Below are 22,970 nucleotides of genomic sequence, written 5' to 3' on the forward strand. Positions count from 1 at the left end.
CTGTCGGAGTTCTCGAGTAACGTTCTCACCGAGTTTCGGGTGTTCTAGAGAAGGGTGCGGCGTGGGTTCGCGATCGATGGTCGGGCTGTTCGCCGGGATCGGCGGGCTCGAGTTGGGCCTCTCGGAGCAGGGCTGGTCGACGGAACTGCTGTGTGAGATCGATCCGGGCGCCGGCGCCGTACTCGGAACACACTTCCCCGACGTTCCGCTGCATCGCGACGTCACCAAGCTGCGCGCTCTCCCGTCGGGCACCGAACTGGTCGCAGCCGGTTTTCCGTGCCAGGACCTGTCGCAGGCCGGCCGCACGGCCGGCATCACCGGTGAGCGATCGGGACTCGTCGACGAGGTGTTTCGGCTCGTCAAGCGTCGTAGCGGCCCGCGCTGGCTGCTCATCGAGAACGTTCCGTTCATGCTGCAACTCGGCCGCGGCGCCGCCATGCGCCACATCACCGACGCCCTGTCCCAGCTCGGCTACATGTGGGCATATCGCGTCGTCGACGCACGGTCGTTCGGTCTGCCGCAGCGTCGTCAGCGGGTCATCATGCTGGCGTCCCGTACCGAGGATCCGCGCGGTGTGCTCTTCTCCCAGGACGAGGGCCCGATGCCGGAGGGCGATCCCAGCGAGCAACCATGTGGCTTCTACTGGACCGAGGGCACCCGCGGCCTGGGATGGGCGATCAACGCCGTTCCGACGCTCAAGGGCGGGTCGTCGCTCGGCATCGCGAGTCCCCCCGCGGTGCGCCTGCCGTCCGGCGAGATCGTCACGCCGGGCATCGTCGGCGCCGAGAGGTTGCAAGGGTTCGATCCCGACTGGACTGCGCCTGCTCTGAACTTGCCCGGGGTTCGCGCCGGACATCGATGGAAGCTCGTCGGCAACGCGGTGTCCGTGCGTATGGCGTCGTGGGTCGCCGCGCAGCTCGAGCATCCCCTGGGGCACGACGAGTCCGACGACCTCGAAATTCTTCCCGGCCAGGCCTGGCCGACGGCTGCCTGGGGCCGTGGCGGGTCGGCCTACCGCGTCGAGCGGTCCACGTGGCCGGTCCACGAGCCGTACGAGAACTTGAGCGAGTTTCTCGACGACTCGCAACTGCTGTCCGCACGCGCGACGGCCGGGTTCCTCAAACGCGCCCGCATGGGCAATCTGCGCTTCGTCCCCGGCTTTCTCGACGACGTCGAATCCCACCTCGACCGCATGGGCGGCTTCCCCAGCCCGCGAGCCGCATGACCGACCATCTGTTCCCCGATCCACCCGCACTGCTGCGGCCGTTGGCGTTGGCAGGCGACAAACCCGCGCCCGACGCCGACCGCAGCGACAAGAAGAACTACGCGCAGCGACTGTCGAACCACCTCGCGCAGACGGTCGCCGACGCGTTGCGGCCGCACTACCCGAACATCACGCCCGATGCGATGGGCGTCGGGCAGGAGGCGCAGGTCGACGTCGCCAAGGGACGCAAGCGACTCGACGTCAAGGCGCTCGATCCGACGCTCGGTCTGATCCTGTGCGTGTCGATCAAGACGTACAGTTTCCGCGATTTCAGTCCTCGCACCGGCAAGTTCGGTCGCTGGACCAAGAACATCGTGCGCAACGATCACGAGCTGCGTGGCGAGGCGATGGTGTTGCATCAGCGTCAGCCGTACAGCGTGCTCGTCGCCGTCATGTTCGAGCCGTTCGCCACGTGCGACGACGGCGACCCGTCGAAGGCCAGCGACATCGGCAAGTCGTCGTTCGCGCATCACGTGACGACACTGTCCAAACGATCGGGCCGCGGTAAGCGTGCCGTCGTCGGCGGGACGAGTCGGATGTGGGTGGACCTGGGCGCCGAGGACACGCGATACGACCTGTTCGAGAAGGTGTTCGTGGGGTTGTACGAGACCGACGGCCCCGACCGCGGCGAGGTCCGCTTCTTCGACGTCGACGAATCACCTCCGCGCAACGGACGGCCCACCGAGGCGCAGACACTGTCGTTCGACGAGTTCGTCGCCGTCGTGCACGGGGAGGTCGAACGGCGGAACAAGTTCGCGCCCACCTGGTCCGAGCCGGAGGACAGTGAGGACGGCTAGCTCCTTCGGCATCGATGGACCATTCATACGAATAGATAGCTTGGGTGCGCCATTCATGCAGCGCCAGTAGGTTCGATGAGGTGTCCAAGCCGCTGACCGATGCCGCGACGTCCGCGCGTCTCAGCAAGCAGCGTCGACGCGACACGAAGCCGGAGATCGCGCTGCGTCGCGAACTGCACCGTCGCGGGCTGCGATATTTCGTCGACCGCGCACCGGTGAAAGGCATGAGGCGTCGGGCAGATGTGGTGTTTCCGCGTCGCAAGCTCGCGGTGTACGTCGACGGCTGCTTCTGGCACAGCTGCCCGGTGCACGCGACGAAGCCCCGCAACAATGCGCAGTGGTGGGCCGACAAATTGGCCGCCAACGTCGCTCGCGACCGCAACACCGACGAGCGTCTCGACGCCGAGGGCTGGACGGTCGTGCGGGTGTGGGAGCACGAATCGGCCGTCGACGCGGCAGACAAGGTGGAGTCGGCGTTGCGGGATGGTGATTCCTGACGTGCGGCATCCGGGCTTTGGGCGCACCCGGCTTTCGGAGCGAAGGTGACATCCGGTCACTCTGAGTGACCAAAGGACGCCCTCGGTCGGCCCGGGCGGCCCCCGGGCTTTCGGACCGAAGGTGACATCCAGTCACTCTGAGTGAGCACGGGACGCCCTCGGTCGATCCCCCCCCCCGCGCGCACACCGGACCGGCCGACCGACCATTCCACCTAGAGTTGCTGACGTGTTGCAACGACGAGTCACCGCGCTGTCGGCGTGTCTGGTGCTAGCGGGGGTTCTGTATTCCGCGTGGGTGGCGGAGTTCTTCCTCGACACCGGTCTCGATCCGACGAACTCGTTCCTGAGCGAACTCGATGCAGCCGATCAGCCGTACAAACGTTTCTTCAGCACCGCCGATCTGCTCACCGGCATTCTGCTGATCGCGTCGTCGGGCATGGGGTTGTGGTTTCTCGTGAAACGACGGCTGACGACGATCGGGTGGATAGCGCTGGGAGTGTTCGGCGCCGCGACGATCGCCGATTCGCAATTGCCCCTCGAATGCGTCGCAGCGAACGACCCGAGCTGTCCCGTCGAACCCAGCGGGTTGTTTCCTCAGCTGCACCACATTCATGCGCTTACCAGCACGATCGCGGTGTTCGCGGTGTTCACGGCGATGATCGCGTTCACCGTCGCGGCGTTTCGCTACCGAGTCCTGCCGGTGATGCGCACGTTCGGCACGGCGGTCGTCGCGATCACGTCGTTGTCCACGGCCTGGCTGCTGATCGCGGACAACCTCCCCGGTGACTGGGGCCTCGGTATCGCGCAACGCGTTCAGGTCACCGGGATGTCGCTGTTTCTCGTCGTGCTCGGCTTCGCAGTTCTCGGCCGAAAAGCGGCTCGGACCAGGTAACTTCTGCGAGTATGTCGGGAAGAGATAGAACGGTCGGCTTTCTGAAGACGCACTGGATCTCCATCCTGTTGGTGATCCTCGCGGCGGTGTTCATCGCCGAGAATCGCTACACGACGACCATCGAATTGTTCTGGCTGCGGATCACGTCTCCCCTGTGGCTGATCCTGCTGGTTCTGTTCGCGGTCGGTTTCGCAGCGGGACGGCTCAGCGGACGTCGAAAGCCGGTGAAGAAATAGGATCGACTTCATGTCGTTCACCGCTACCGCCCTCGAAGGCACCAAGGCCGAGCAGTACGAGCAGTTGAGGCTGCAGGCACAGGCACTCGTCGACGGCGAGTCCGACCGCGTCGCGAACGCCGCCAACATCTCGGCGCTCGTGTATCACGCTCTGCCCGAGGTCAATTGGGTCGGCTTCTACCTGTTCGACGGCACCGAGTTGGTCGTCGGCCCGTTCCAGGGGCAGCCCGCGTGCGTTCGCATCGCTTTGGACAAGGGCGTCTGCGGAGCGGCGGCCACGACGCGTGAGACGCAACGAGTCGCCGACGTCCACGCCTTCGAAGGCCATATCGCGTGCGATGCGGCTACGCGTTCCGAGGTCGTCGTTCCGCTGTACGACGGCGACGACCTCATCGGCGTCTTCGACCTGGACAGCCCTGTGCCCGACCGCTTCGACGCCGACGATCAGGCCGGACTCGAGGCCGTCGCCGACGTCTTTCTGCGGTCACTGCGCGGCTGACGCCGCCTCGAAGAACCACGCGATCACCAACGCACCCGGGTCGACGACGCCGCGCGCCGCATCACCGACATACGACGCGCGGCCTCGGCTCGCGGTGATCTCCTCGGTCGATGCCGCTCCCTGTGCTGCTGCCTCGGCCGCGGCACGCAGGCCATCTTTCAGTTCGGTGGCCGCTTCGAGGGCGTCGACGGCCGGGGAGATGGCGTCGACCATGGTCTTGTCGCCGACGCGAGCGCCACCGATCTCGGTGATGCTGTCCAGGCCGCTGCGAGCTGCCGCGGTGATGGAGGCGAGGTCGACGGACTCCACTGTCCGATAGAACTGCCGGAACCAGATTCCGAACAGCGCACCCGACGTTCCGCCCGCGTGTCCGAGGTAGGCCTCGGACACTGCTTCGAACACCGTTGGCGCCGAATATGTTTCGCGGACAGCGGTCAGGTCGAGCTGGCTCAACGCGGCCACCATGTTGGTGCCGAAGTCCCCGTCTCCGGCCCTACGGTCCAACTCGGTCAACGCGGGCTCCTCGTCGAGCACACGCTGCGCCCAGGACGCGACCCACTCGGACACGAATGTACTTGCTTCACCCGATGTTTCACTTGCCTCGTACGTCGGGCCGAAACCTCCCCGTTCACCGAGGTCACCGGCCGCGCGCGGTGCGTTGTTCGGCCACCCCGGCGCGCTGGTCGGCGCGTCCCACAGCGTCAGCATCTCGTCGTCGACGCGGACCAGCGTGATGGACGCGCCCGCCATGTTCAACGCCGTCACGAAGCTGCCGACGAGCGGGCGAGCAATGTCTATCCCTCTGTCCGACAGGAACTCTGCGAGCTCTCCGTAGAGCAGCTGCAGTTCCATCGGATGCGTCGCCCCGAGCCCGTTGACGAACGCGATGACCCGTTCGCCACGGTCGAGTTCGAGCGAATCGACGACGGGTTGCGTCAACGCAGCCACGATCTCCCGAGCGGGCATCGTCGGCACGCGCCGAGTCCCACGCTCACCGTGAATGCCGATCCCCAACTCGATCTCGCCCACCGGAAGGTCGAACGACGGCGCGTCGGAACCAGGAAACATGCACGGGCGCAGGGCAACTGCCATGCTGCGCGCATTCGCGGCAACCCGTCGACCGAGTGTGACGACGGACTGCAGTGAATCACCACGTTCTGCCGCTGCGCCACAGATCTTCTCGACGACGACGGTCGCGCCCGTGCCCCGCCGGCCGGGACCGTCCGCACGCTCGGTGGCGACGTCGTCGTCGACGAGGACGACATCCGACTCGATGTCGTCCTCGCGCAACAAGTCTCGCGCGATGCCGAAGTTCATGACGTCACCGGTGTAGTTCTTGACGATGTGCAGCACACCACCGCCCGCATGGACTGCCTTCGATGCTTCGTGCACCTGCAGCGCGTTCGGCGACGTGAACACCAGCCCCGGGCAGACCGCAGCGAGCATGCCGGTACCGATCATCCCGGCGTGCATCGGCTCGTGGCCCGAGCCGCCACCGGACAGCAACGCGACTCGGCCGTCCTGCAACGGCTCTCGACGTGTCAGATAACCGGGATCGGGGTGCCAATTGATGTCGGGCGTCGACGCGACGAGCCCGCGGATGGCGTCGGCAACGAACGTGGAGGCGGAGTTGACGAACATGGGCTCCACCTTAGGCGCCTCCAGCACCCGTGCGCGCGAATGTACAGCCAGCGGGAGCGTAGCCTGCGGAGCGACCCGAAAACGCTATACGTTCGCGCGCACGAGGGGCGGCGTCGCCTCCTCGACCTGCTCGCGTGTCACGTCCGGCGCCAATTCGACGAGCTCGAGCGTGCCGTCACCGACGACGTCGATCACCGCGAGATCGGTGATGATCCGGTTCACGACGCCCTGGCCGGTCAACGGCAAGGTGCAGGTGTCGAGGATCTTCGGGTTGCCGTCGCGGTCGAGGTGTTCCATGACGACGATGACGCGCCTGGCACCGTGCACGAGGTCCATCGCGCCGCCCATGCCCTTGACCATTTTGCCGGGGACCATCCAGTTGGCGAGGTCACCGGTACGCGAGACCTGCATGCCGCCGAGTACTGCGGTGTCGATGTGACCGCCGCGAATCATGCCGAACGACAACGACGAATCGAAGTACGCCGCACCGGGATTGACGGTGACGGTTTCCTTGCCTGCGTTGATCAGGTTGGCGTCGATCTGGTCCTCGGTCGGGTACGGACCGGTGCCGAGGATGCCGTTCTCCGAGTGCAGCACGACCCTGATGTCGTTCGTCAAATATCCGGGAATCAAGGTGGGCAAACCGATTCCGAGGTTGACGTACTCCCCGTCGACCATTTCGGCAGCGGCACGCTGCGCCATTTGTTCGCGAGTCCAACTCATGCCTGGCCTCCTGCACTGACGGTGCGCTTCTCGATGCGCTTGTTCTGAGGTCCGGTGTGCACGATGCGCTGCACGAACACGCCGGGGAGATGCACTGCGGCAGGATCGATCTCGCCGGGCTCGACCAGCTTCTCGACCTGCGCGACGGTGATCTTCCCTGCCATCGCGGCCAGGGGATTGAAGTTCATCGCGGTCTTGTCGAACACGAGATTGCCTTCGGTGTCGCCGAGTTCGGCGTGCACGAGCGCGAAGTCGGCATTGATCGCCTCTTCGAGAACGTACCGCTTCGACCCGAACACCCGAGTCTCCTTGGGCGGCGACGCGATCGCGACGGAACCGTCGGCGTCGTAGCGCCACGGCATACCGCCGTCGGCGATGGGGCTGCCGACACCCGCTGGGGTGAAGAACGCCGGGATGCCGGTGCCACCTGCGCGAAGTCGCTCGGCGAGCGTGCCCTGCGGCGTCAACTCGACCTCGAGTTCACCTGCGAGGTACTGACGCGCGAACTCCTTGTTCTCACCGACGTACGACGCCGTCACGCGGCTGATGCGGCCGAGGGAAAGCAGGATTCCGAGCCCGTGATCGTCGACGCCACAGTTGTTGGAGAAGACCTCGAGCTTGCTCGCGTCGGTCTCGGCGATCGCCTCGATCAGCGCATCAGGGATCCCGCACAATCCGAAACCTCCGACGGCGAGTGTCGCGCCGTCTCCGATGTCGGCGACGGCGGCGGCCGCGGACTCGTACACCTTTCCTGCCACAGAACTGCTCCTCACCTGTTCACTCAGCAAACGCGCTGACGTATGCGATCAGTGAAGCCTGTGTCTGCGGTCACTGGCCAGCCCCTCAGCGAAACCGGTCGCTGGCCGAACATCGATAAGGCACGCGTTCACTCAGTGAACGCTACAGTCGTGACATGGCTCCGACACCCAACGTGATCGCGCGGTCCACCGCGCTGATGCGTGCCGTGGGCGCCGCGGAACCCGCGGGTGCGTCGACGACGGACTTGGCCCGGGTCACCGGCCTCGCGCGCCCTACCGCGCATCGCCTGCTCAGCTCGCTGACCGAGGAAGGGTTTCTCGACAGGGATTCAGCGACCGGGCGATGGTCGCTCGGTCCCGAGATGTATCTGCTCGGGTCGGCCGCAGCGAGCCGCTACGACATCACCGGACCCGCGCGTGACGTCGTCCACAGGTTGGCCGAGGAGACGGGCGAGAGCGCATTCCTGTCGACGCGGCGGGGCAACGAGACGGTGTGCCTGCTGCGCGAGGACGGCAGCTTTCCGCTGCGGTCGCACGTGCTGTACGAGGGGCTGCGACTGCCGCTCGGGGTCGCGTCGGCTGGTCTCGTGATCCTCGCGCACCTCCCGGACCGGGAGATCGACGAGTATCTGCGCGACGCGGATCTCGTCCCCGAGTGGGGAGCCGAGCACGCACCCGACGCCATTCGCCGACGCATCTCCTCGACCCGTGAGACCGGGTACGCCGTCAACCCCGCCCTGCTCGTCGAGGGCAGTTGGGGCATCGGCGCCGCCGTGTTCGACCGGTCCGGCAGACCCGCGTGGGCATTGAGCCTGACCGGAGTCGAGACGAGGTTCCGGCCCGAGCGACATCACGAACTCGGCGCCATCCTGCTGGCGCAAGCCCACCGCCTGACGGGTCTGCTCCGGCCCGGCCGGTGAGGTAGGTCAGGCCGGCCGCGCCGAGCGGTGCTGCTTCAGCAACTCGCGGTAGACGGCCGCGTTCAGCCCGTTGTGGGCTACCTCGTCGTCGGTCAGTTCCCGACGCACCTTGGCCGGCACACCCGCCACGAGCGACCGCGGCGGCACCTGCGTGCCTTCGAGTACGAGCGCGCCGGCTGCGACGAGACTGCCCTCGCCGACGACGGCACCGTTCATGACGACAGCGCCCATGCCCACCAGGCTGCCGTCACCGATCGTGCACCCGTGCAACACCGCGTTGTGGCCGACGCTGACGTCCTTGCCGACGGTCAGCGGGAAACCCGGGTCGACGTGGGCCGCGACGCCGTCCTGCAGGTTGCTTCCCTCGCCGATCGTGATGTCCTCGAACTCCGCACGCAGCACGGCGTTGTACCAAATCCCCGACGACGCAGCGACCTTCACCCGCCCGACGACGGTTGCCGTCGGAGCCACCCAGGCTTCCGCGTCCACCGCGGGGCTGCCGGCGTCCAGAGCCCAGAGCGGTCCTGCGGTCGTCGAATTCTCGGTCACGTCACGGTTCCCTTCGTCGAGGCGAATGTCGGCCTTCACTCTGCCCGACGACGCGGCTGTCGCCCAGACCCGGCCCGAATCATGATTTCATCGGAAGACACTTCGGACCCGAGGAGCGCACATGCCGACAGTCACCACCAGCGACGACGTCACGCTCAGCTACATCGATCAGGGCAGCGGACCGGTCATCGTGCTGATCGCCGGTTTCTGCGCCCCGGCCACGAGCTGGGCACTGCAGCAGCAGGTCTTCGTCGACGCCGGCTACCGAGTGCTGTCGCTGGATCGGCGCGGACACGGCGACTCCGAGGCCCCGGACTTCGGTGCGACGATGGCCCGCCACGGGCAGGACGTCGCGGACTTCCTGGCGGCCCTCGATGTCGACGACGCCGTCCTGTGCGGCGGATCGATGGGCGCCAGCACCGTCTGGTCGTACGTCTCGCAGTTCGGGACCGCGCGGGTGAAAGCAGTCGTGTCCGTGGACCAGACCCCGAAGATGATCAACGACGCCGAGTGGACGAACGGCTTCTACGGACTCACCGAGGCGAACAAGGAGACGTTCTTCGCGAACGGTGTTCCCGACACGGGTCAGGGATTGCCCAAGCGGAAGTCGCTGGTCGCGGCGACGAAGCTCGTCGCCAAGCTCGGAGGCCTGCCGAAGATGGCGTCACCGGACACTCCTGCGATGAAAGCTCTGTTGCACGACCATGCGATTGCAGACTGGCGGAAAGTCGTTGCCGGCGTCGACGTTCCGGTTCTGATGGTCGCGGGGCGGGACAGCCAGTACTGGCCGTTCACGCACGCAGCCGATGCCGTCGCAGGTAATCCTCGCGGCCGCTCGGTAGTCCTCGAGAAATGCGGGCATGCCGCGAACATGGACCGCCCCAGGGAGTTCAACGCGGCGATGCTCGACTTCCTCTCACTTACCGAGTAGATCGGCGCTGCGCCGCAGCCGCATCAACACCTGCAGATCGAGGGCCTTGTCCGGGTCGCGCCATTCGGTGCCGATGAGACGGTCGACGGCATCGAGCCGCTGGTACAGAGTGTTGACGTGGACACCGAGTCGCGCAGCCGTCGCCGCATGATGCCGTCCGAGAGCGAGATACGTCGACAACGTGTCGACCAACGGAACGCCACGTTTGTTCTGCTCGACCAGCAGCGGCCCGAGCTGCGCCTCGGTCAGCTCGTCGAGGTGCTCACGTGCCATGTGGCTCAGCAGTATTCGATAGATCCCGAGCCCGCGCGCCGACGAGACCTCGCCGTCGCGGCCCAGGGTCTTCAGCACGTGCACAGTCTGCTGAGCCTGGACATAGGCCGCGGCGAGAGCATCCACACCGCGCACGGGTTCGGACACCCCGACGGTGGCATTCACACCGAACGCCTGACACACCACGGTCGAGTCCGTAGCGGGAACGGCCACCAGCACCTGCGAACCATGCTCCGCCACAACTGTTCCGGCCGGAAAGCCGATGTTCCGAACGGATGCACGGGCAGCGTCTTCGACGACCGCGATGCAGTACGACTTCTCGAATGCCAGCCCGGCGAGCCGCAGCTGCCGCCGTTCCCCGTCCGCGGATTGCGCCGGGTGGGTCAGCAGGTCGACGAGAAAGGCGTCCTGCGCCCGACGAGCCGCCTCCCCCGCAGCCCGCTCCGCGGCCAGCGACAGTGCGATTGCCGGCGAGGCGCGTTCGAGCAGCAACCGCGTCTCGTCGTCGCCGACGCCCACCGAGATCAGAACGCCGAGGAATGCCCCCGCCGCCGCCACGCGGTGGCCCGTCACAGCGTCCGTCGTGACATGGTCGGAGTCGGACTCGAAGACGGCCGTCACGTCGTCACGGACCGCGCTCAAGCCGTCGGGCACGGACCCGATGTCGGCGACGAAGTACGTCGGTTTCCCGGACAGCGACGCGACCTCGTGCACCAGCCTCTGCACGCCGCCCCCGGCGAGCACGACCTGAGTGAGCGTCCGATCCCACTGCAACGTCTGTTCCAGTTCCGCTGTGCGTGAGGACAATTCGGCGTTCAGCGACTCGGCACGCTCCAAGGCCCGAACATTCGTGATCGCCATGGCCGCATGCGCCGCCAATGCCGACAGCAAAGCGATCTCGGTGTCGGTGAAGGCACGCTCCTGCCTCTTGCATGCGAACAACGCGCCGATGACGTGGTCACCGACGCGCAGGGGCACGCCGAGCAATCCACGCATGTTCTCGGCCTGCGCCGCACTGTCCGCGCCGGTGATGTGCCGGAATGCAGGTTCGCTCTGATAGTCGGGAGTCCACGACGGCGCCCGCCCTCGCACGATCAGACCCACCAATCCCTCGTCGAGCGACAGTTCGATGCCGAGAAGACTCGGGGTCAGAGCGCCACTGGTGACCTCGATGACGAACGTCTGGTCGTACACCGAGCCCATGTAGGCCAGATCCACTCCGAGAAGCCGTCGAGCCTGATCCACCACCTCCTGCAACAGGAGCCGATCGTCACGCACGGTGGGCAGCCGCACTGCGATGTCGTTGAGAGCCGACAGCTCGATGGTGCGCTGCCACCGCTGATCGAGCAGGGTCCGCAGCCGCAGCGCAGCGTGCGCGTCCTGCTCGATCGCGGCCGACAGTTCCGAACCGGATTCCTGCACGAGCCGACGCCGGTATGCGTCGAGATCATCGGCCGACGCGTCGTCGAGCAGCAGGTGCATCCACTTGGAGGTCACTGGTTCCACCGTCCATCGGTAGTCGACTCGGATAGACGAAACCTACATTGGCGGAGATTCAGCTCACAGTTAGGGTCGTATACATGCCGCTCGTCGAAGATCTGCTCCAAGTCCTCCCCTCCGATCGCGTCGTACTCGACCCCGATGTGATCGCGTCGTACCAGCACGACGAGGCCGAATGGGCGCCCTACGCGGCACCCGCGGCAGTAGTACGACCCCGTACTGCCGAGGACGTGCAACTGGTGGTGAAGGCCTGTTTGGCGCACGACGCGGCCGTCGTCACCCGTGGGGCCGGGACGGGACTGTCGGGCGGCGCCAATGCCACGGAGGGATGCGTCGTACTCGCTCTCGACGGCATGGACGCGATCAAGGAGATCGACCGGCTCGAGCGCTATGCCGTCGTCGAACCGGGTGTCGTCAACGACCACTTACGGGCCGCATGCGCCGAGCACGACCTCTGGTACCCGCCGGATCCCGCGAGCGCACCGTGGTCGACCATCGGCGGCAACGTCGCGACCAATGCCGGCGGGTTGTGCTGCGTGAAATACGGTGTGACGCGCGACTACGTCATGGGGATGCAGATCGTCACCGGCACAGGCGAACTGGTCCGGCTCGGACGCAAGACCGCGAAAGGTGTTGCAGGGTACGATCTTGCGGGCTTGATGGTCGGATCCGAAGGCACATTGGGCATCATCACGGAGGTGACGGTCAAGCTCAGGCCATTGCAGGACCCGCAGCGGACGATTGCAGGCTACTTCGACTCGATCGTCGACGCAGGACGCGCGGTGGCCGCCGTTGCTGCGGCAGGCCTGACGCCGTCGGCATTGGAACTGATCGACAAGCAATGCCTCATCGCAGTGGACGCATGGAAGAACATGGGGCTGTCGGTGGAGGCGAACGTCGTGTTGCTCGGACGTATCGATACCCCGGGCGTGATCGGTGACCAGGAAGCGGAGAAGATGCTGTCCTGCTTCGACGAAGCGGGTGCCACCTGGTCCGCGGTGTCGACCGATCAGGAGGAAGCCGACGCATTGTTCGCGGCACGCCGACTCGCGTACCCCGCGATGGAACGGCTCGGACCGGTACTGACCGAGGACGTGTGCGTACCCAAGAAGCATGTGCCGGAGATGCTGTCACGGATCGAACAGATCGGAATCCGGCACGAGACCACGATCGCCAACATCGCGCACGCCGGCGACGGCAATCTGCACCCGCTCCTGATCACTCCGCACGACGACCCCGACGCGCGCACCCGTGCCCAGGCTGCGTTCGCGGAGATCATCGATGCGGCACTCGAATTGGGCGGAACGGTCACCGGCGAGCACGGCGTCGGATTGCTCAAGATGGACGGCCTCGTGCAGGAATTGAATCCGGTGGTCCTCGACATGCACCGGGCCGTCAAGCACGCTCTCGATCCGCGCGGAATCCTCAACCCCGGCAAGGTCTTCTAGGCGGCTTCGCCGCACGTGCGTGGGAATGTATAGCGGGCTATACATTTCCACGCACGTGCGTGGCGCCTAGTGGGAATGCAACGGCTTCCCGGCGAGCGCGAGGTGCGCTTCCCCGAACGCCTCGGACTGCGTCGGGTGCGCGCGGATCAGGTGCGCGACCTCCTCCGGGTACGCACCCCAGTTCACGACGAGCTGCGCCTCGCCGATCAGCTCACCGACCCGCGCCCCGACCATGTGGATCCCGACCACAGCGCCCCCGGCACGCACGAGCTTGACGCCGCCCGAGGCCCCGAGGATCTGGCTCTTCCCGTTGCCCGCAAGGTCGTAGACCGCAGTGTCGACGGTCCCGAATTGCTCGACGGCCTGGGCTTCGGTCAGCCCGACGGACGCGACTTCCGGATTCGAGTACGTGACACGGGGAATCCCGGAGTCCGGCACTGCTTTCGGATTCAGCCCGGCAATCTGCTCGGCGACGAAGATCCCGTGTTGGAAACCCCGGTGCGCCAACTGCGGACCACGCACGATGTCTCCCACGGCATAGACGCCCTCCGCGGAAGTGGCGAGCGTCGCATCGACCTCGACGAACCCCGCCGACAACGCCACATCCCCGAGATCGCCTGTGTTGGGGCCGCGCCCGACGGCCACGAGCAACACATCGGCATCGAGGGTTTCACCCGACTCCAAGGTGACGGTCACCCCGTCGTCCGTCTCCTTCACGCCGGAGAACGGCGACGACGTCCTGGTCGTGATGCCCCGCTTACGCAGACCGCGGGTCAGCTGCTTGGACGACCACTCGTCCTCTCCTGCAATCAACCTCGGTAGCGCTTCGACGATGGTCACGTCTGCGCCGAACGACGCCCATACACTGGCGAATTCGACGCCGATCACACCACCGCCGAGGACGATCGCCCGGGTCGGAACACGGTCGAGCGTCAGCGCCTGATCACTGGTGAGCACTCGGGGGCCGAGGTCGATGCCCGGCAACACCTTCGAATGCGACCCGGTTGCCAACACGACGGACTTGCCGGTGATCCGACGCCCATCCACCTCGACGGTGCGGTCTCCGACGTATCGTCCTGTCCCGCTGATCATCTCGACCTGGTGCGCCGAGACAAGACCCTGCAAACCCTTGTACAACTTCGCGACGACGCCGTCCTTGTAGGCGTGAACGCCGGCCATGTCGATGCCCTCGAAGGAACTCCTGACGCCCACAGCAGCACTCTCGCGTGCCGTGTCCGCCACTTCCGCCGCGTGCAGGAGCGCCTTCGTCGGAATGCACCCGCGATGCAGGCACGTCCCGCCGACCTTGTCCTTCTCGATCAGCGTGACGGACAGGCCGAGTTGTGCCGCACGAAACGCGCACGCGTACCCACCCGAACCGCCACCGAGGATGACGACGTCGCTCATGCCAGAGCCACCAGGTTCATCGGATCGGCGAGAATCGCTGCGATGTCGGCCAGGAACCGTGATCCCTGCTCACCGTCGACGAGTCGGTGGTCGAACGACAGACTCAAGGTCGTCACGGATCGCAACGCGATGTCACCCTCGAATTCCCAGGGCTGACGACGGATTGCGCCGAAACAGAGGATCGCTGCCTCGCCAGGGTTGAGGATCGGCGTTCCCGAATCGACCCCGAAGACACCGACATTGGTGATGGTGATGGTGCCGTCGGCGAGATCTTCGGGTCCGGTCTTGCCCTCCTTGGCCGTGGTCGTCAGGCCGTTCAGTGCCACAGCGAGATCCTTCAGCCCGAGCGCGTGCGCGCCCTTGATGTTCGGCACCATGAGCCCTCGGGGAGTCGCGGCCGCGATACCGAGATTGACGTACTTCTTCGTGACGATCTCCTGGTTCGCCTCGTCCCACTCGGAGTTCAGACTCGGGTTGGAGCGCAGCGCCACCAGCAACGCCTTGGCGACCAGCGCCAAGGGTGTCAGGCGAACGTCCTGAAAGTGCTTGTTGGCGCGCAACTTCTCGACCAACTCGACCGTCGGAGTCACGTCGACGGTGACGAACTCGGTGACGTGCGGAGCAGTGAACGCGCTCGACACCATCGCTGCCGCCGTGTGCTTGCGCACCCCCTTGATCGGGGCGCGGGTCTCGTCCGTCGTCGCCTCGACAGGTTTCGGACGCGTCAGATACGCCGCGATGTCGTCGCGCGTCACCTCACCGTGTGTACCCGTCGCAGGCACATCCGCCAGGTCGACGCCTTCCTGCCGTGCCACGAAGCGAGCAGGTGGCGACGCCAGCGGCCTGTCTCCCGGCGCGGGTGCTGCTGCCGCTTTCCTACCGCCACGACGGCTTTTTCCTTCGCCTGCGACGCCGTAGCCGACGAGAACCGGTGTTCGCTCCTCGGTCACTGCGTCCTCGCCTGTGTCGATGTCGATGATCGTGCTTCCGACCTCGACGGTCGAACCTTCCTCGGCATGCAGTGCGAGGACCGTGCCTGCGAAGGGCGACGGAAGTTCCACGGACGCCTTGGCCGTCTCGACCTCGGCGATCACCTGGTTGAGCTCGACCGTATCGCCGACCTGGACGAGCCACGTGATCAGTTCGGCCTCGGTGAGTCCCTCGCCGAGATCCGGGAGCAGAAAGCTCTTCGTCATACCGGGAAGCTCCTGTCCACTGCGTCGAGAATTCGGTCCACATCGGGGAGGAAGAACTCCTCCAGCTTCGCCGCCGGGTACGGGACCGCGAAACCGCCGACTCGCTGAACCGGTGCTTCGAGGCTGTAGAAGCACTGTTCCTGTACTCGCGCAGCGATTTCGGCGCCGATGCCCATGAAGGTCGCCGCTTCGTGCGTGACGACGAGTCGCCCGGTCTTGCGTACCGATGCCGCAACCGTGTCCATGTCCAGGGGTGACAGTGACCGAAGGTCGATCACTTCGAGCGAACGCCCCTCCCCTGCTGCAACTTCCGCGGCTTGCACGGCCGTCGCGACCAGAGGCCCGTAGGCGACGATCGTGGCATCGCGACCCTCACGGACAACACGAGCCTTGTGCAGCGGGTATGCCCCGTCGAGGGATGCGGTGACGTCGACCTCGCCCTTCTGCCAGTAGCGGCGCTTCGGCTCGAAGAACAGCACCGGGTCGTCCGACGCGATGGCCTGCCGCAGCATGACATTGGCGTCGGCGGCATTGCTGCAGCTGACGACGCGCAAGCCCGCGGTCTGCGCGAAGTATCCCTCGGGTGACTCCGAATGATGCTCGACGGCACCGATTCCGCCGCCGTAGGGCACCCGGATGGTCAGAGGCATCTTCACGTTGCCACCCGTCCGGTAATGCAGCTTGGCCACCTGGGACACGATCTGGTCGAACGCCGGATAGATGAAACCGTCGAACTGGATCTCGACGACCGGTCGGTAGCCACGGAACGCGAGACCGACTGCAGTGCCCATGATTCCGGACTCGGCGAGTGGTGTGTCGATGACGCGGTTGGGGCCGAAGTCCTTCTGCAGCCCGTCGGTGATCCTGAAGACACCGCCGAGCTTACCGATGTCCTCTCCGAGTAGGACGACCTTGGGGTCGTCCTCGAGGGCACGGCGCAAGGCCGCGTTGAGCGCTTTACCGAGCGGCAGCGCCGTGGGAGGAGCGAGCGTTGCGGTCATGACTGAACTCCTTCGAATCCGGCGAGGTACGCGGCGTATCGTTCGCGCTCCTCGTCGATCAGCGGGTGGGGGCCGGCATAGACGTTGTCGAACAACGCCATCGGGCCCGGCTCGACGGTCCCGAGGCATCCGCGTCGTAGTTCGGCGGCGGTGGCGTCGGCGCGCTCCTTCACCCGAGCACGGAAGGCGTCGTTCATGGCACCCTCACGCCCCAGCAGCCTCTCGATTCGATCGATCGGGTCCTTCTGCTTCCACTCCTCGTCCAAGGCTGCGGGACGATAGCGCGAAGGGTCGTCGGACGTCGTGTGCGGGCCCATCCGGTACGTCACGGCCTCGATCAACGTCGGACCGCTCCCCTCCCGCGCCCGTGACAACGCCGTTCTCGTCGCCGCGAGTACCGCGAGCACGTCGTTGCCGTCGACGCGGAGCGCGGGAATGCCGAAGCCGCGGCCTCTTTCGGCGATCGACCCGTGCGTCTGCACCGTCACCGGCTCGGAGATCGCCCACTGGTTGTTCTGGCAGAAGAACACGACAGGAGCCGCGAAACTCGCTGCGAATCCAAGGCCTTCGGAAATGTCACCCTGGCTCGTCGCGCCGTCGCCGAAGTAGGTGATGGCAGCGCCTTCGGCCCCGTCGAACTTCATTCCGAGGCCGTACCCCGTCGCGTGCAGCGCTTGCGCTCCGACGATGATCGCAGGCGTTGTCATGTTGTACTCGTACGGGTTCCAGCCGGATTGCGTCGATCCACGCCAGAATCGCAGCATCTCCGTCGGGTCGACGCCCCGGCAGTAGGCGACGCCATGCTCGCGGTAACTGGCGAACACGAAGTCGTCACGGTGCAGCGCACGAGCGGAGCCCACCTGCGCCGCCTCCTGTCCGAGGAGCGGTGCCCACAGGCCCAGCTCGCCCTGGCGCTGGAGCGCGGTTGCCTCGGCGTCGATGCGCCGCACGACGACCAGGTCTTCGTAGAGATCCTGCAGCTTGTCGACCGTGATGTCGGCGACCAGTTCGCTGTACTCCGTCGGCTCGGCGCGCTGACCGTCGGGGGTGATGACCTGGATGAGTTCGTCGTTGTCGTTTCGAGAGAATGCAGTATCCATGTCGGCCTCCGTACAGGTTGCACTGTTACCTGGAACACAATCAGTTTCGAACACGGCGCGCAATAGATGCATCGTCGACTGAGCAGCGTGCACGGTCCAGGGCGTCGATCAGTGTCGATTCTGCGCTCGATGATTCATTTCCGGAGGGCCTCTCCATCGCGACGTGGACGCAATGGAGGTCGCGCATCGCTGCACGCAGTCGTTACGACTACGGGCTCGTCACAACCCCAGTCCGGCGGACAGCGTCGGCCAACTCTTCGGCAGCTGATCGACCCAGTACGCCCACGAGTGTGTGCCGGTGTCCTCGAAGTCGAAGGTCGCCGGGATCGAAAGCTGCCCGAGCCGGCTCTGCAGGTTGCGCGTGCAGTGATTCGCGCCCACCTCGATAGCGCCCCCGACGAGCACGATGTCCCAGTCGGCGGCCGTCTCGAAACGCTCGTGGACACCGGGCGCTCCCGACCCGACGGACACGTAGATCGCTGTGCCGCGCAGATTCTCGGCCCGAGCGAGCACGTCGTGCTGAGCCCAAGCCGGGTCGAGTGGCCCACCGAACATGTTGTCGGCATTGCCTCCGAACGCGGACACGATCGCCCGCATGTGCCCCTGACCGACGATGTCGGCGGACTCGAAACACCCGCTGTAGGCAGCGACAGCGGAGTAGAGCTGGGGGTTTTGCGACGCCAGCATCATCGCCGACTGCGCGCCCATCGACAGACCGGCGATTGCGTTGCGTCCGTTGCCGTCGAACCGGGCGTCTATCACGGGAGGCAACTCCTGCGTCAGGAACGTCTCCCACCTGTTTCGTCCGAGTGTCGGGTCGTCACGCTGCCAGTCGGCGTAGAAACTGCCTGGGCCCGCGAGCGGTAGGACGACGGTGACATTCTTGTCGCGGAAGAACTCCGCGGCACCGCCTTTTCGAAGCCACATACTGTTCGACGGATCCTCCTCACCCACACCGCTCAGCATGTACAACGTGGGCCGAGGGCCTCGGTCGACGGCAGGCGTCAATACTTGGACGGCGATGTCCCGGCCCATGCTGGGCGAATACACCGACAGCGTCGACACCCTGCTCTCCTGCTGGGCCCCGGAGACACCCACCGACATGGCGGTCACCACGAGTACGGCACCGCACACGGCCACGACGCGTCGCCACCAGAGCATGAATCCCCCACCAGGAAGGGCGGTTCCGTCGACCGCGCTGACGGGAGTGTTACACAGGATGTGCACGCGGGCGCAGTCACGCTGCGACTCGCGCCGAGAAACCGACTCGTTCGTGGGATACGGCGTCGGGAACGGGCTTCTTCGACGGTTTCTCGCGCCCCGAGGATGCACGTCGTCGACGATTCAAGGTAGTACTGCCGATCCCTGAATACGCGGGCGCAGCGCCCTTACCGTGAAGGTATGGAACTTGGACTGCACATCGCCGATTTCACCTTTCCGGGTGGCCCGCCCGCACTTGCCGACGACCTGTCCCGCATCGCCACCACCGCCGAGGACGTGGGGTTCGCAAAGATCAGCGTCATGGACCATCTCTGGCAGATCGAGCCCGTGGGACCGATCGATACCGACATGCTGGAGGCGTACACCACCCTCGGATACCTCGCGGCCGTCACCACGAAGGTCGATCTGCTGGCCTGGGTCACCGCAACCGTCTACCGCGAGCCCGGCCTGCTCGCCAAAGCCGTCACGACTCTCGACGTCCTGTCGAAGGGTCGGGCCTACCTGGGCATAGGCGCGGCGTGGAACGAGGACGAGAGCGTCGGCCTCGGCCTCCACTTCCCGCCGACGGCCGAACGGTTCGAGCGACTCGAGGAGACGCTGCGGATCTGCCTGCAGATGTGGAGCGACGACGACGGCCCGTTCGAAGGCAAGCACTACACACTCGGCCGCACGATGAACGTGCCGCGGCCGCTGCGTCGTCCGCACCCACCGATCCTGATCGGTGGCGGCGGCGAGAAGAAGACACTTCGGCTCGTCGCGCAGTACGCCCAGGCGTGCAACCTGTTCGGCGGTCCCGAGGTCGCGCACAAGCTCGAGGTCCTGAAGGGGCACTGCGACGCCGTCGGCACCGACTACGACGCCATCGAGAAGACCGTCATGTTCCCCCTCGACCCGGGTGCCGACGGCGAGAAGGTCGACGAGCTGCTCGGCCAGCTGGAGGGACTCGCGAAGCTCGGCATCACCCATGTGCACGGGTGGGTGCCGCAGGTTTCGACCATCACGCCGCTCGAGATCCTCGGCAAGCGCGTCGTGCCTGCGATTGCGGAGTGGTAGAGGATTCTCCGGCAGCATCGGTGGTCCTCGGCAGCCGATGGACAGCTGCCACGGGCCATCGATGCCGGAAGTCCTAGGCCCCCAACCCAGCCCCTGCCCTCGTGACGACGATGCGCGGTACCACTGCGCGCGAGGACAGGTTCAGCACACTGGTGGCCAGTTCCACGATGTCGCCGACGCGAATCATGGACTCGGCCGGGATCTTGTCCTTGGTCCAGTCGCTCATGTCGGTGTCGACGTATCCGGGTGCGATGGCAGTTCCAGTGATGCCGTTGCCACTCTCCTCGGCGTTGAGGGTGTCGACGAGCGACAGCATGGCCGCCTTCGTCGCACCGTAGACCGCGAGCCCGGCTTCGGAGTAGACGCCCGCAAGCGACGCCAGCGCAACGACTTTCGCGCCTCGCTCCCGGTCCTCCTGCGCGACTTGCCGTAGAAGCGGCATCGACGTCTGCAGGATCTGGAAGGGGGCGCGGAAGTTGACGTCGAGTGTCTTGTCGAATCGGCGCATCGGGTAGTCGGCGATCGAACCTGCCGTTCCGACGCCCGCGTTCAACACGAGGGCGTTCATCGACCCGAAGCGCGACTTGTGCGCGTCCACGATCGTGTCGGCCGCATCGCGATCGGCGAGATCGACTGCGACGGTGGCGACATCGGGTGCGCCCGCAGCAACGAGGCTTTTCGCCGATGCTTCCAGAGTGCCCTCGTTGCGCGCAGAGATGGTCAGTCCGTACCCGAGTTCGGCGAGACGCGTCGCGATTCCGAGACCGATTCCGCGCGAACCACCCGTCACCAGTGCGGTTTTCATTGCTTACCCTCCATCGCTCGTAGGCCCGCGGCCATGAACTCGTGCGTCGCCTCGGCTGCACGCTCGGCACCCGATCCTGCATCCGACCCCGCCCGCGCGCGGTGCGAGATGCCCTCACCGATGACACCGAGCTTGAAGTTGGCGAGCGCGATGTAGAAGTTCCAGTCGGACAACGCGGCGTCGGCTTCGCGGCTGTACATCTCGGCGAGTGCATCTGCCGACGGGTACCTGTCGCTCGTCCACGCCGCGCCCGAGCCGAGCAACGCGTCGAAGAACGGCTGTCGATACACACACATCAGCGCGACGTCGGTGAGCGGATCACCCAGCGTCGACAGCTCCCAGTCGACAACGGCCGCAACCGAACCCGGATCGCCGGCCTCGAGGATGACGTTGTCGACCCGGTAATCACCGTGCACGATCGACGCGGCTCGACTTTCCGGGACTGCAGCCTGCAGTTTGTCCCGCAGCTTCTCGACGTCGGGAAGGTCCCTGGTCTTGACCTGCTCCCACTGGCGCGCCCAGGTCTTGACCTGTCGGGCCACGAAACCGTCGGGCTTGCCGAAGCTCCCGAGACCGACCGACGCGTAGTCGACGCGATGCAACGAGGCGAGGACACGGACGAGTTCGGATGTGTTGGATGCGATCTCGTCGTCGGACAGGCTTTCGAGGTCCTCCCGCGTTCGGATCACGCGGCCCGGGTCGAATTCGACGACGGTCGTCGGCGCACCGAGTGCCGTGCCTTCGGGGTCGAACGCGACGGTGACAGGAACCGGCACATCGGTCGTCTGCAGGCCACTCATGACGGACCACTCACGGGCCATGTCGTGCGCCGACGGTGTCAGACCACTCGTCGGCGGTCGACGAACGACCCACGCGGATTTCTCGTCGAACGCCTTGAACGTCAGGTTCGATCGGCCACCGCTGATCAACTCGACCTGCAGGTCACCGACGAGCTGAATTCCGTTGTCGATCAGGAACTTCGTCAGGGCCGGAACGTCCATTCCGGGAAGCTCGGTCATCGCGCAGCCTTCTTGGCGGCACCGACGACGCGCTTGGCGATGGCCCAACGATGAACCTCGGACGGGCCGTCGTACACGCGGAACGGACGCACTTCGCGCGACAGACGCGCGAGCGGAAGGTCGTCGGACACGCCGAGTCCACCGCACATCTGAATGCTGCGGTCGACGATGCGGAAGATCGCCTCTGCTGCGAACGTTTTCGCGATGGACGTCTCGTTGCCCGCATGCGAGCCCTGGTCGAGCGCGAAGCACGCCTGGACCAACAGTGCGCGCGTGGCGGCGATGTCGATCTCGTTGTCGGCCACCATCTTCTGGATCATGCCGAGGTCACCGAGCTTGGATCCGAACCCCTCGCGCTGCGCGACGTGCGCGACGGCGATGTCGTGCGCTCGACGCGACGCACCGAGCCACCGCATCACGTGCGTCATGCGCGCCGGGCCGAGACGCACCTGCGCGTAGGCGAACCCCTCGTCGACGGCGCCGAGAACGTTCTCGTCCGGCACGAAGACGTTGTCGAAGTACACCTCGCAATGGCCACCGATCATGGCCTTGTCGAGGGTGCCGATATGGCGGCCGACCTTGATGCCCTCGGTGTCCGCGGGCGCGAGGAACATCGTCGCACCGCCGCGATCACCGGGCTTGCCCGCGGTCCGGGCCATGATGATGAAGAAGCCGGCGCCGTCGGCACCGGTGATGAACCACTTGTGGCCGTCGATCTTCCAGCCGCCGTCGACCTTGACTGCAGCGGTCGTGAGCGCGGACGGGTCCGATCCCGCACCCGGGGCTGGCTCTGTCATGGCGAAGGCCGAGCGCATGTCACCCGCCGCGAGCGGTGCGAGGAACTGCTCCTTCTGTGCGGCCGAGGCGATGTGCGCGAGCATGTGGACGTTGCCCTCGTCCGGGGCGCCGATGTTCAGCGCGACGGGACCGAACAGCGAGTACCCGCCCTCCTCGAAGAGCGGTGCTCGATCGCTCATGTTCAGCCCGGCGCCGCCGTACTCGACGGGCGCGTGCGGGGCGAACACGCCGGCGTCCTTCGCTGCCTGCTGCATCTGGACGCGCAGCTCGTCGCCGCCTGCGTCGGCGATGTTTCCGAAGAACTTGTCCTCGATGGGCAGCACTTCGCCGCGCACGAAGGTTCGTGTCTTGTCGATCAATGTCTGGACTTCGGGCGAGTACGTCAGATCGATGGACACGAATGTGCTCCTCGGGCTCGTTACGCACCGAGCGATCGCTCGGT

Annotated in this window: 23 protein-coding genes; 10 read left to right on the forward strand and 13 right to left on the reverse strand. The window is 66.0% G+C overall.

The window, feature by feature from the left end:
- The first annotated feature begins 76 nt into the window (after positions 1-76).
- The 6 genes from HQ354_RS06770 to HQ354_RS06795 all read left to right on the forward strand — a co-directional run bounded on the left by HQ354_RS06770 (position 77) and on the right by HQ354_RS06795 (position 4,185).
- Positions 77-1,225, forward strand: a complete 1,149-nt coding sequence (locus HQ354_RS06770) for a DNA cytosine methyltransferase (protein WP_167678587.1) — start codon at positions 77-79, stop codon at positions 1,223-1,225.
- Positions 1,222-2,061, forward strand: a complete 840-nt coding sequence (locus HQ354_RS06775; RefSeq protein ID WP_068423637.1) for a hypothetical protein — start codon at positions 1,222-1,224, stop codon at positions 2,059-2,061. Before HQ354_RS06770 ends, HQ354_RS06775 begins: the two co-directional genes overlap by 4 nt.
- Positions 2,062-2,141: 80 nt before the next feature.
- Complete coding sequence (locus tag HQ354_RS06780; protein ID WP_167678533.1) at positions 2,142-2,558, forward strand: very short patch repair endonuclease; 417 nt, start codon at positions 2,142-2,144, stop codon at positions 2,556-2,558.
- A 226-nt stretch (positions 2,559-2,784) separates the two neighbouring features.
- A complete protein-coding gene (locus tag HQ354_RS06785; protein ID WP_167678230.1) occupies positions 2,785-3,450 on the forward strand; it encodes a DUF998 domain-containing protein in 666 nt (221 codons plus the stop codon).
- Positions 3,451-3,461: 11 nt separating this feature from the next.
- Complete coding sequence (locus HQ354_RS06790) at positions 3,462-3,686, forward strand: hypothetical protein (RefSeq protein ID WP_068423448.1); 225 nt, start codon at positions 3,462-3,464, stop codon at positions 3,684-3,686.
- Between the two features lie 10 nt (positions 3,687-3,696).
- On the forward strand, positions 3,697-4,185 hold the full coding sequence (locus HQ354_RS06795; RefSeq protein WP_068423446.1) for a GAF domain-containing protein: 489 nt from the start codon (positions 3,697-3,699) through the stop codon (positions 4,183-4,185).
- On the opposite strand, the gene HQ354_RS06800 is transcribed toward HQ354_RS06795, so the two are convergent.
- The 3 genes from HQ354_RS06800 to HQ354_RS06810 all read right to left on the reverse strand — a co-directional run bounded on the left by HQ354_RS06800 (position 4,171) and on the right by HQ354_RS06810 (position 7,307).
- The gene (locus tag HQ354_RS06800; protein ID WP_167678226.1) at positions 4,171-5,826 is read right to left on the reverse strand and encodes a dihydroxyacetone kinase family protein; all 1,656 of its coding nucleotides are present in this window, start codon (positions 5,824-5,826) and stop codon (positions 4,171-4,173) included. The genes HQ354_RS06795 and HQ354_RS06800 overlap by 15 nt on opposite strands.
- Positions 5,827-5,910: 84 nt before the next feature.
- Positions 5,911-6,549 carry a 3-oxoacid CoA-transferase subunit B gene (locus HQ354_RS06805; RefSeq protein WP_167678224.1) on the reverse strand — a complete coding sequence of 213 codons (639 nt, stop codon included), beginning with the start codon at positions 6,547-6,549 and terminating at the stop codon, positions 5,911-5,913.
- Positions 6,546-7,307 carry a CoA transferase subunit A gene (locus HQ354_RS06810; RefSeq protein ID WP_207890793.1) on the reverse strand — a complete coding sequence of 254 codons (762 nt, stop codon included), beginning with the start codon at positions 7,305-7,307 and terminating at the stop codon, positions 6,546-6,548. Before HQ354_RS06810 ends, HQ354_RS06805 begins: the two co-directional genes overlap by 4 nt.
- Positions 7,308-7,462: 155 nt before the next feature.
- Here HQ354_RS06810 and HQ354_RS06815 point away from each other — a divergent pair, with 155 nt between their 5' ends.
- The gene (locus HQ354_RS06815) at positions 7,463-8,227 is read left to right on the forward strand and encodes an IclR family transcriptional regulator (RefSeq protein WP_167678222.1); all 765 of its coding nucleotides are present in this window, start codon (positions 7,463-7,465) and stop codon (positions 8,225-8,227) included.
- Between the two features lie 6 nt (positions 8,228-8,233).
- Here HQ354_RS06815 and HQ354_RS06820 read toward each other — a convergent pair whose 3' ends face one another.
- Positions 8,234-8,776 carry a gamma carbonic anhydrase family protein gene (locus HQ354_RS06820; protein WP_167678220.1) on the reverse strand — a complete coding sequence of 181 codons (543 nt, stop codon included), beginning with the start codon at positions 8,774-8,776 and terminating at the stop codon, positions 8,234-8,236.
- Positions 8,777-8,897: 121 nt separating this feature from the next.
- On the opposite strand from HQ354_RS06820, the gene HQ354_RS06825 reads away from it, so the two are divergent.
- Positions 8,898-9,707 (forward strand): alpha/beta fold hydrolase, encoded by an 810-nt coding sequence (locus HQ354_RS06825; RefSeq protein WP_167678218.1) that lies wholly within the window; start codon positions 8,898-8,900, stop codon positions 9,705-9,707.
- Here HQ354_RS06825 and HQ354_RS06830 read toward each other — a convergent pair.
- Positions 9,693-11,462, reverse strand: a complete 1,770-nt coding sequence (locus HQ354_RS06830; protein ID WP_167678244.1) for a GAF domain-containing protein — start codon at positions 11,460-11,462, stop codon at positions 9,693-9,695. The two genes, HQ354_RS06825 and HQ354_RS06830, sit on opposite strands and share 15 nt — an antisense overlap.
- A 98-nt stretch (positions 11,463-11,560) precedes the next feature.
- Between HQ354_RS06830 and HQ354_RS06835 the strand changes: the two genes are divergently transcribed.
- Positions 11,561-12,928: an FAD-binding oxidoreductase gene (locus HQ354_RS06835; RefSeq protein ID WP_167678216.1), complete on the forward strand. Its 1,368-nt coding sequence runs from the start codon at positions 11,561-11,563 to the stop codon at positions 12,926-12,928.
- 66 nt (positions 12,929-12,994) lie between these two features.
- On the opposite strand, the gene lpdA is transcribed toward HQ354_RS06835, so the two are convergent.
- From lpdA to HQ354_RS06860, 5 genes are all read right to left on the reverse strand, one after another.
- Positions 12,995-14,335 (reverse strand): dihydrolipoyl dehydrogenase, encoded by a 1,341-nt coding sequence (gene lpdA / locus HQ354_RS06840; protein WP_167678214.1) that lies wholly within the window; start codon positions 14,333-14,335, stop codon positions 12,995-12,997.
- Positions 14,332-15,531 (reverse strand): dihydrolipoamide acetyltransferase family protein, encoded by a 1,200-nt coding sequence (locus tag HQ354_RS06845; protein ID WP_167678212.1) that lies wholly within the window; start codon positions 15,529-15,531, stop codon positions 14,332-14,334. The genes lpdA and HQ354_RS06845 overlap by 4 nt, the downstream gene beginning before the upstream one ends.
- Positions 15,528-16,532 carry an alpha-ketoacid dehydrogenase subunit beta gene (locus HQ354_RS06850; RefSeq protein ID WP_068423430.1) on the reverse strand — a complete coding sequence of 335 codons (1,005 nt, stop codon included), beginning with the start codon at positions 16,530-16,532 and terminating at the stop codon, positions 15,528-15,530. Before HQ354_RS06850 ends, HQ354_RS06845 begins: the two co-directional genes overlap by 4 nt.
- Positions 16,529-17,632, reverse strand: coding sequence for a pyruvate dehydrogenase (acetyl-transferring) E1 component subunit alpha (gene pdhA / locus HQ354_RS06855; protein ID WP_114330352.1), 1,104 nt, complete (start codon positions 17,630-17,632; stop codon positions 16,529-16,531). Before pdhA ends, HQ354_RS06850 begins: the two co-directional genes overlap by 4 nt.
- Positions 17,633-17,851: 219 nt before the next feature.
- Positions 17,852-18,793, reverse strand: coding sequence for an alpha/beta hydrolase family protein (locus HQ354_RS06860; RefSeq protein ID WP_068423426.1), 942 nt, complete (start codon positions 18,791-18,793; stop codon positions 17,852-17,854).
- Positions 18,794-19,033: 240 nt separating this feature from the next.
- Between HQ354_RS06860 and HQ354_RS06865 the strand changes: the two genes are divergently transcribed.
- Positions 19,034-19,906, forward strand: a complete 873-nt coding sequence (locus tag HQ354_RS06865) for an LLM class F420-dependent oxidoreductase (protein ID WP_068423424.1) — start codon at positions 19,034-19,036, stop codon at positions 19,904-19,906.
- A gap of 73 nt (positions 19,907-19,979) precedes the next feature.
- Here HQ354_RS06865 and HQ354_RS06870 read toward each other — a convergent pair whose 3' ends face one another.
- From HQ354_RS06870 to HQ354_RS06880, 3 genes are read right to left on the reverse strand one after another with little or no spacing between them, the layout of a single operon-like run.
- On the reverse strand, positions 19,980-20,711 hold the full coding sequence (locus tag HQ354_RS06870) for an SDR family oxidoreductase (RefSeq protein WP_068423422.1): 732 nt from the start codon (positions 20,709-20,711) through the stop codon (positions 19,980-19,982).
- Entirely contained in the window at positions 20,708-21,730 is a 1,023-nt protein-coding gene (locus HQ354_RS06875) for a phosphotransferase family protein (RefSeq protein WP_068423420.1), read from the reverse strand. Before HQ354_RS06875 ends, HQ354_RS06870 begins: the two co-directional genes overlap by 4 nt.
- The gene (locus tag HQ354_RS06880; protein WP_114330346.1) at positions 21,727-22,926 is read right to left on the reverse strand and encodes an acyl-CoA dehydrogenase family protein; all 1,200 of its coding nucleotides are present in this window, start codon (positions 22,924-22,926) and stop codon (positions 21,727-21,729) included. The genes HQ354_RS06875 and HQ354_RS06880 overlap by 4 nt, the downstream gene beginning before the upstream one ends.
- Positions 22,927-22,970 lie beyond the last annotated feature (44 nt).

The organism is Rhodococcus sp. BP-261, assembly GCF_019835205.1.
GTDB lineage: Bacteria > Actinomycetota > Actinomycetes > Mycobacteriales > Mycobacteriaceae > Rhodococcoides > Rhodococcoides kyotonensis_B.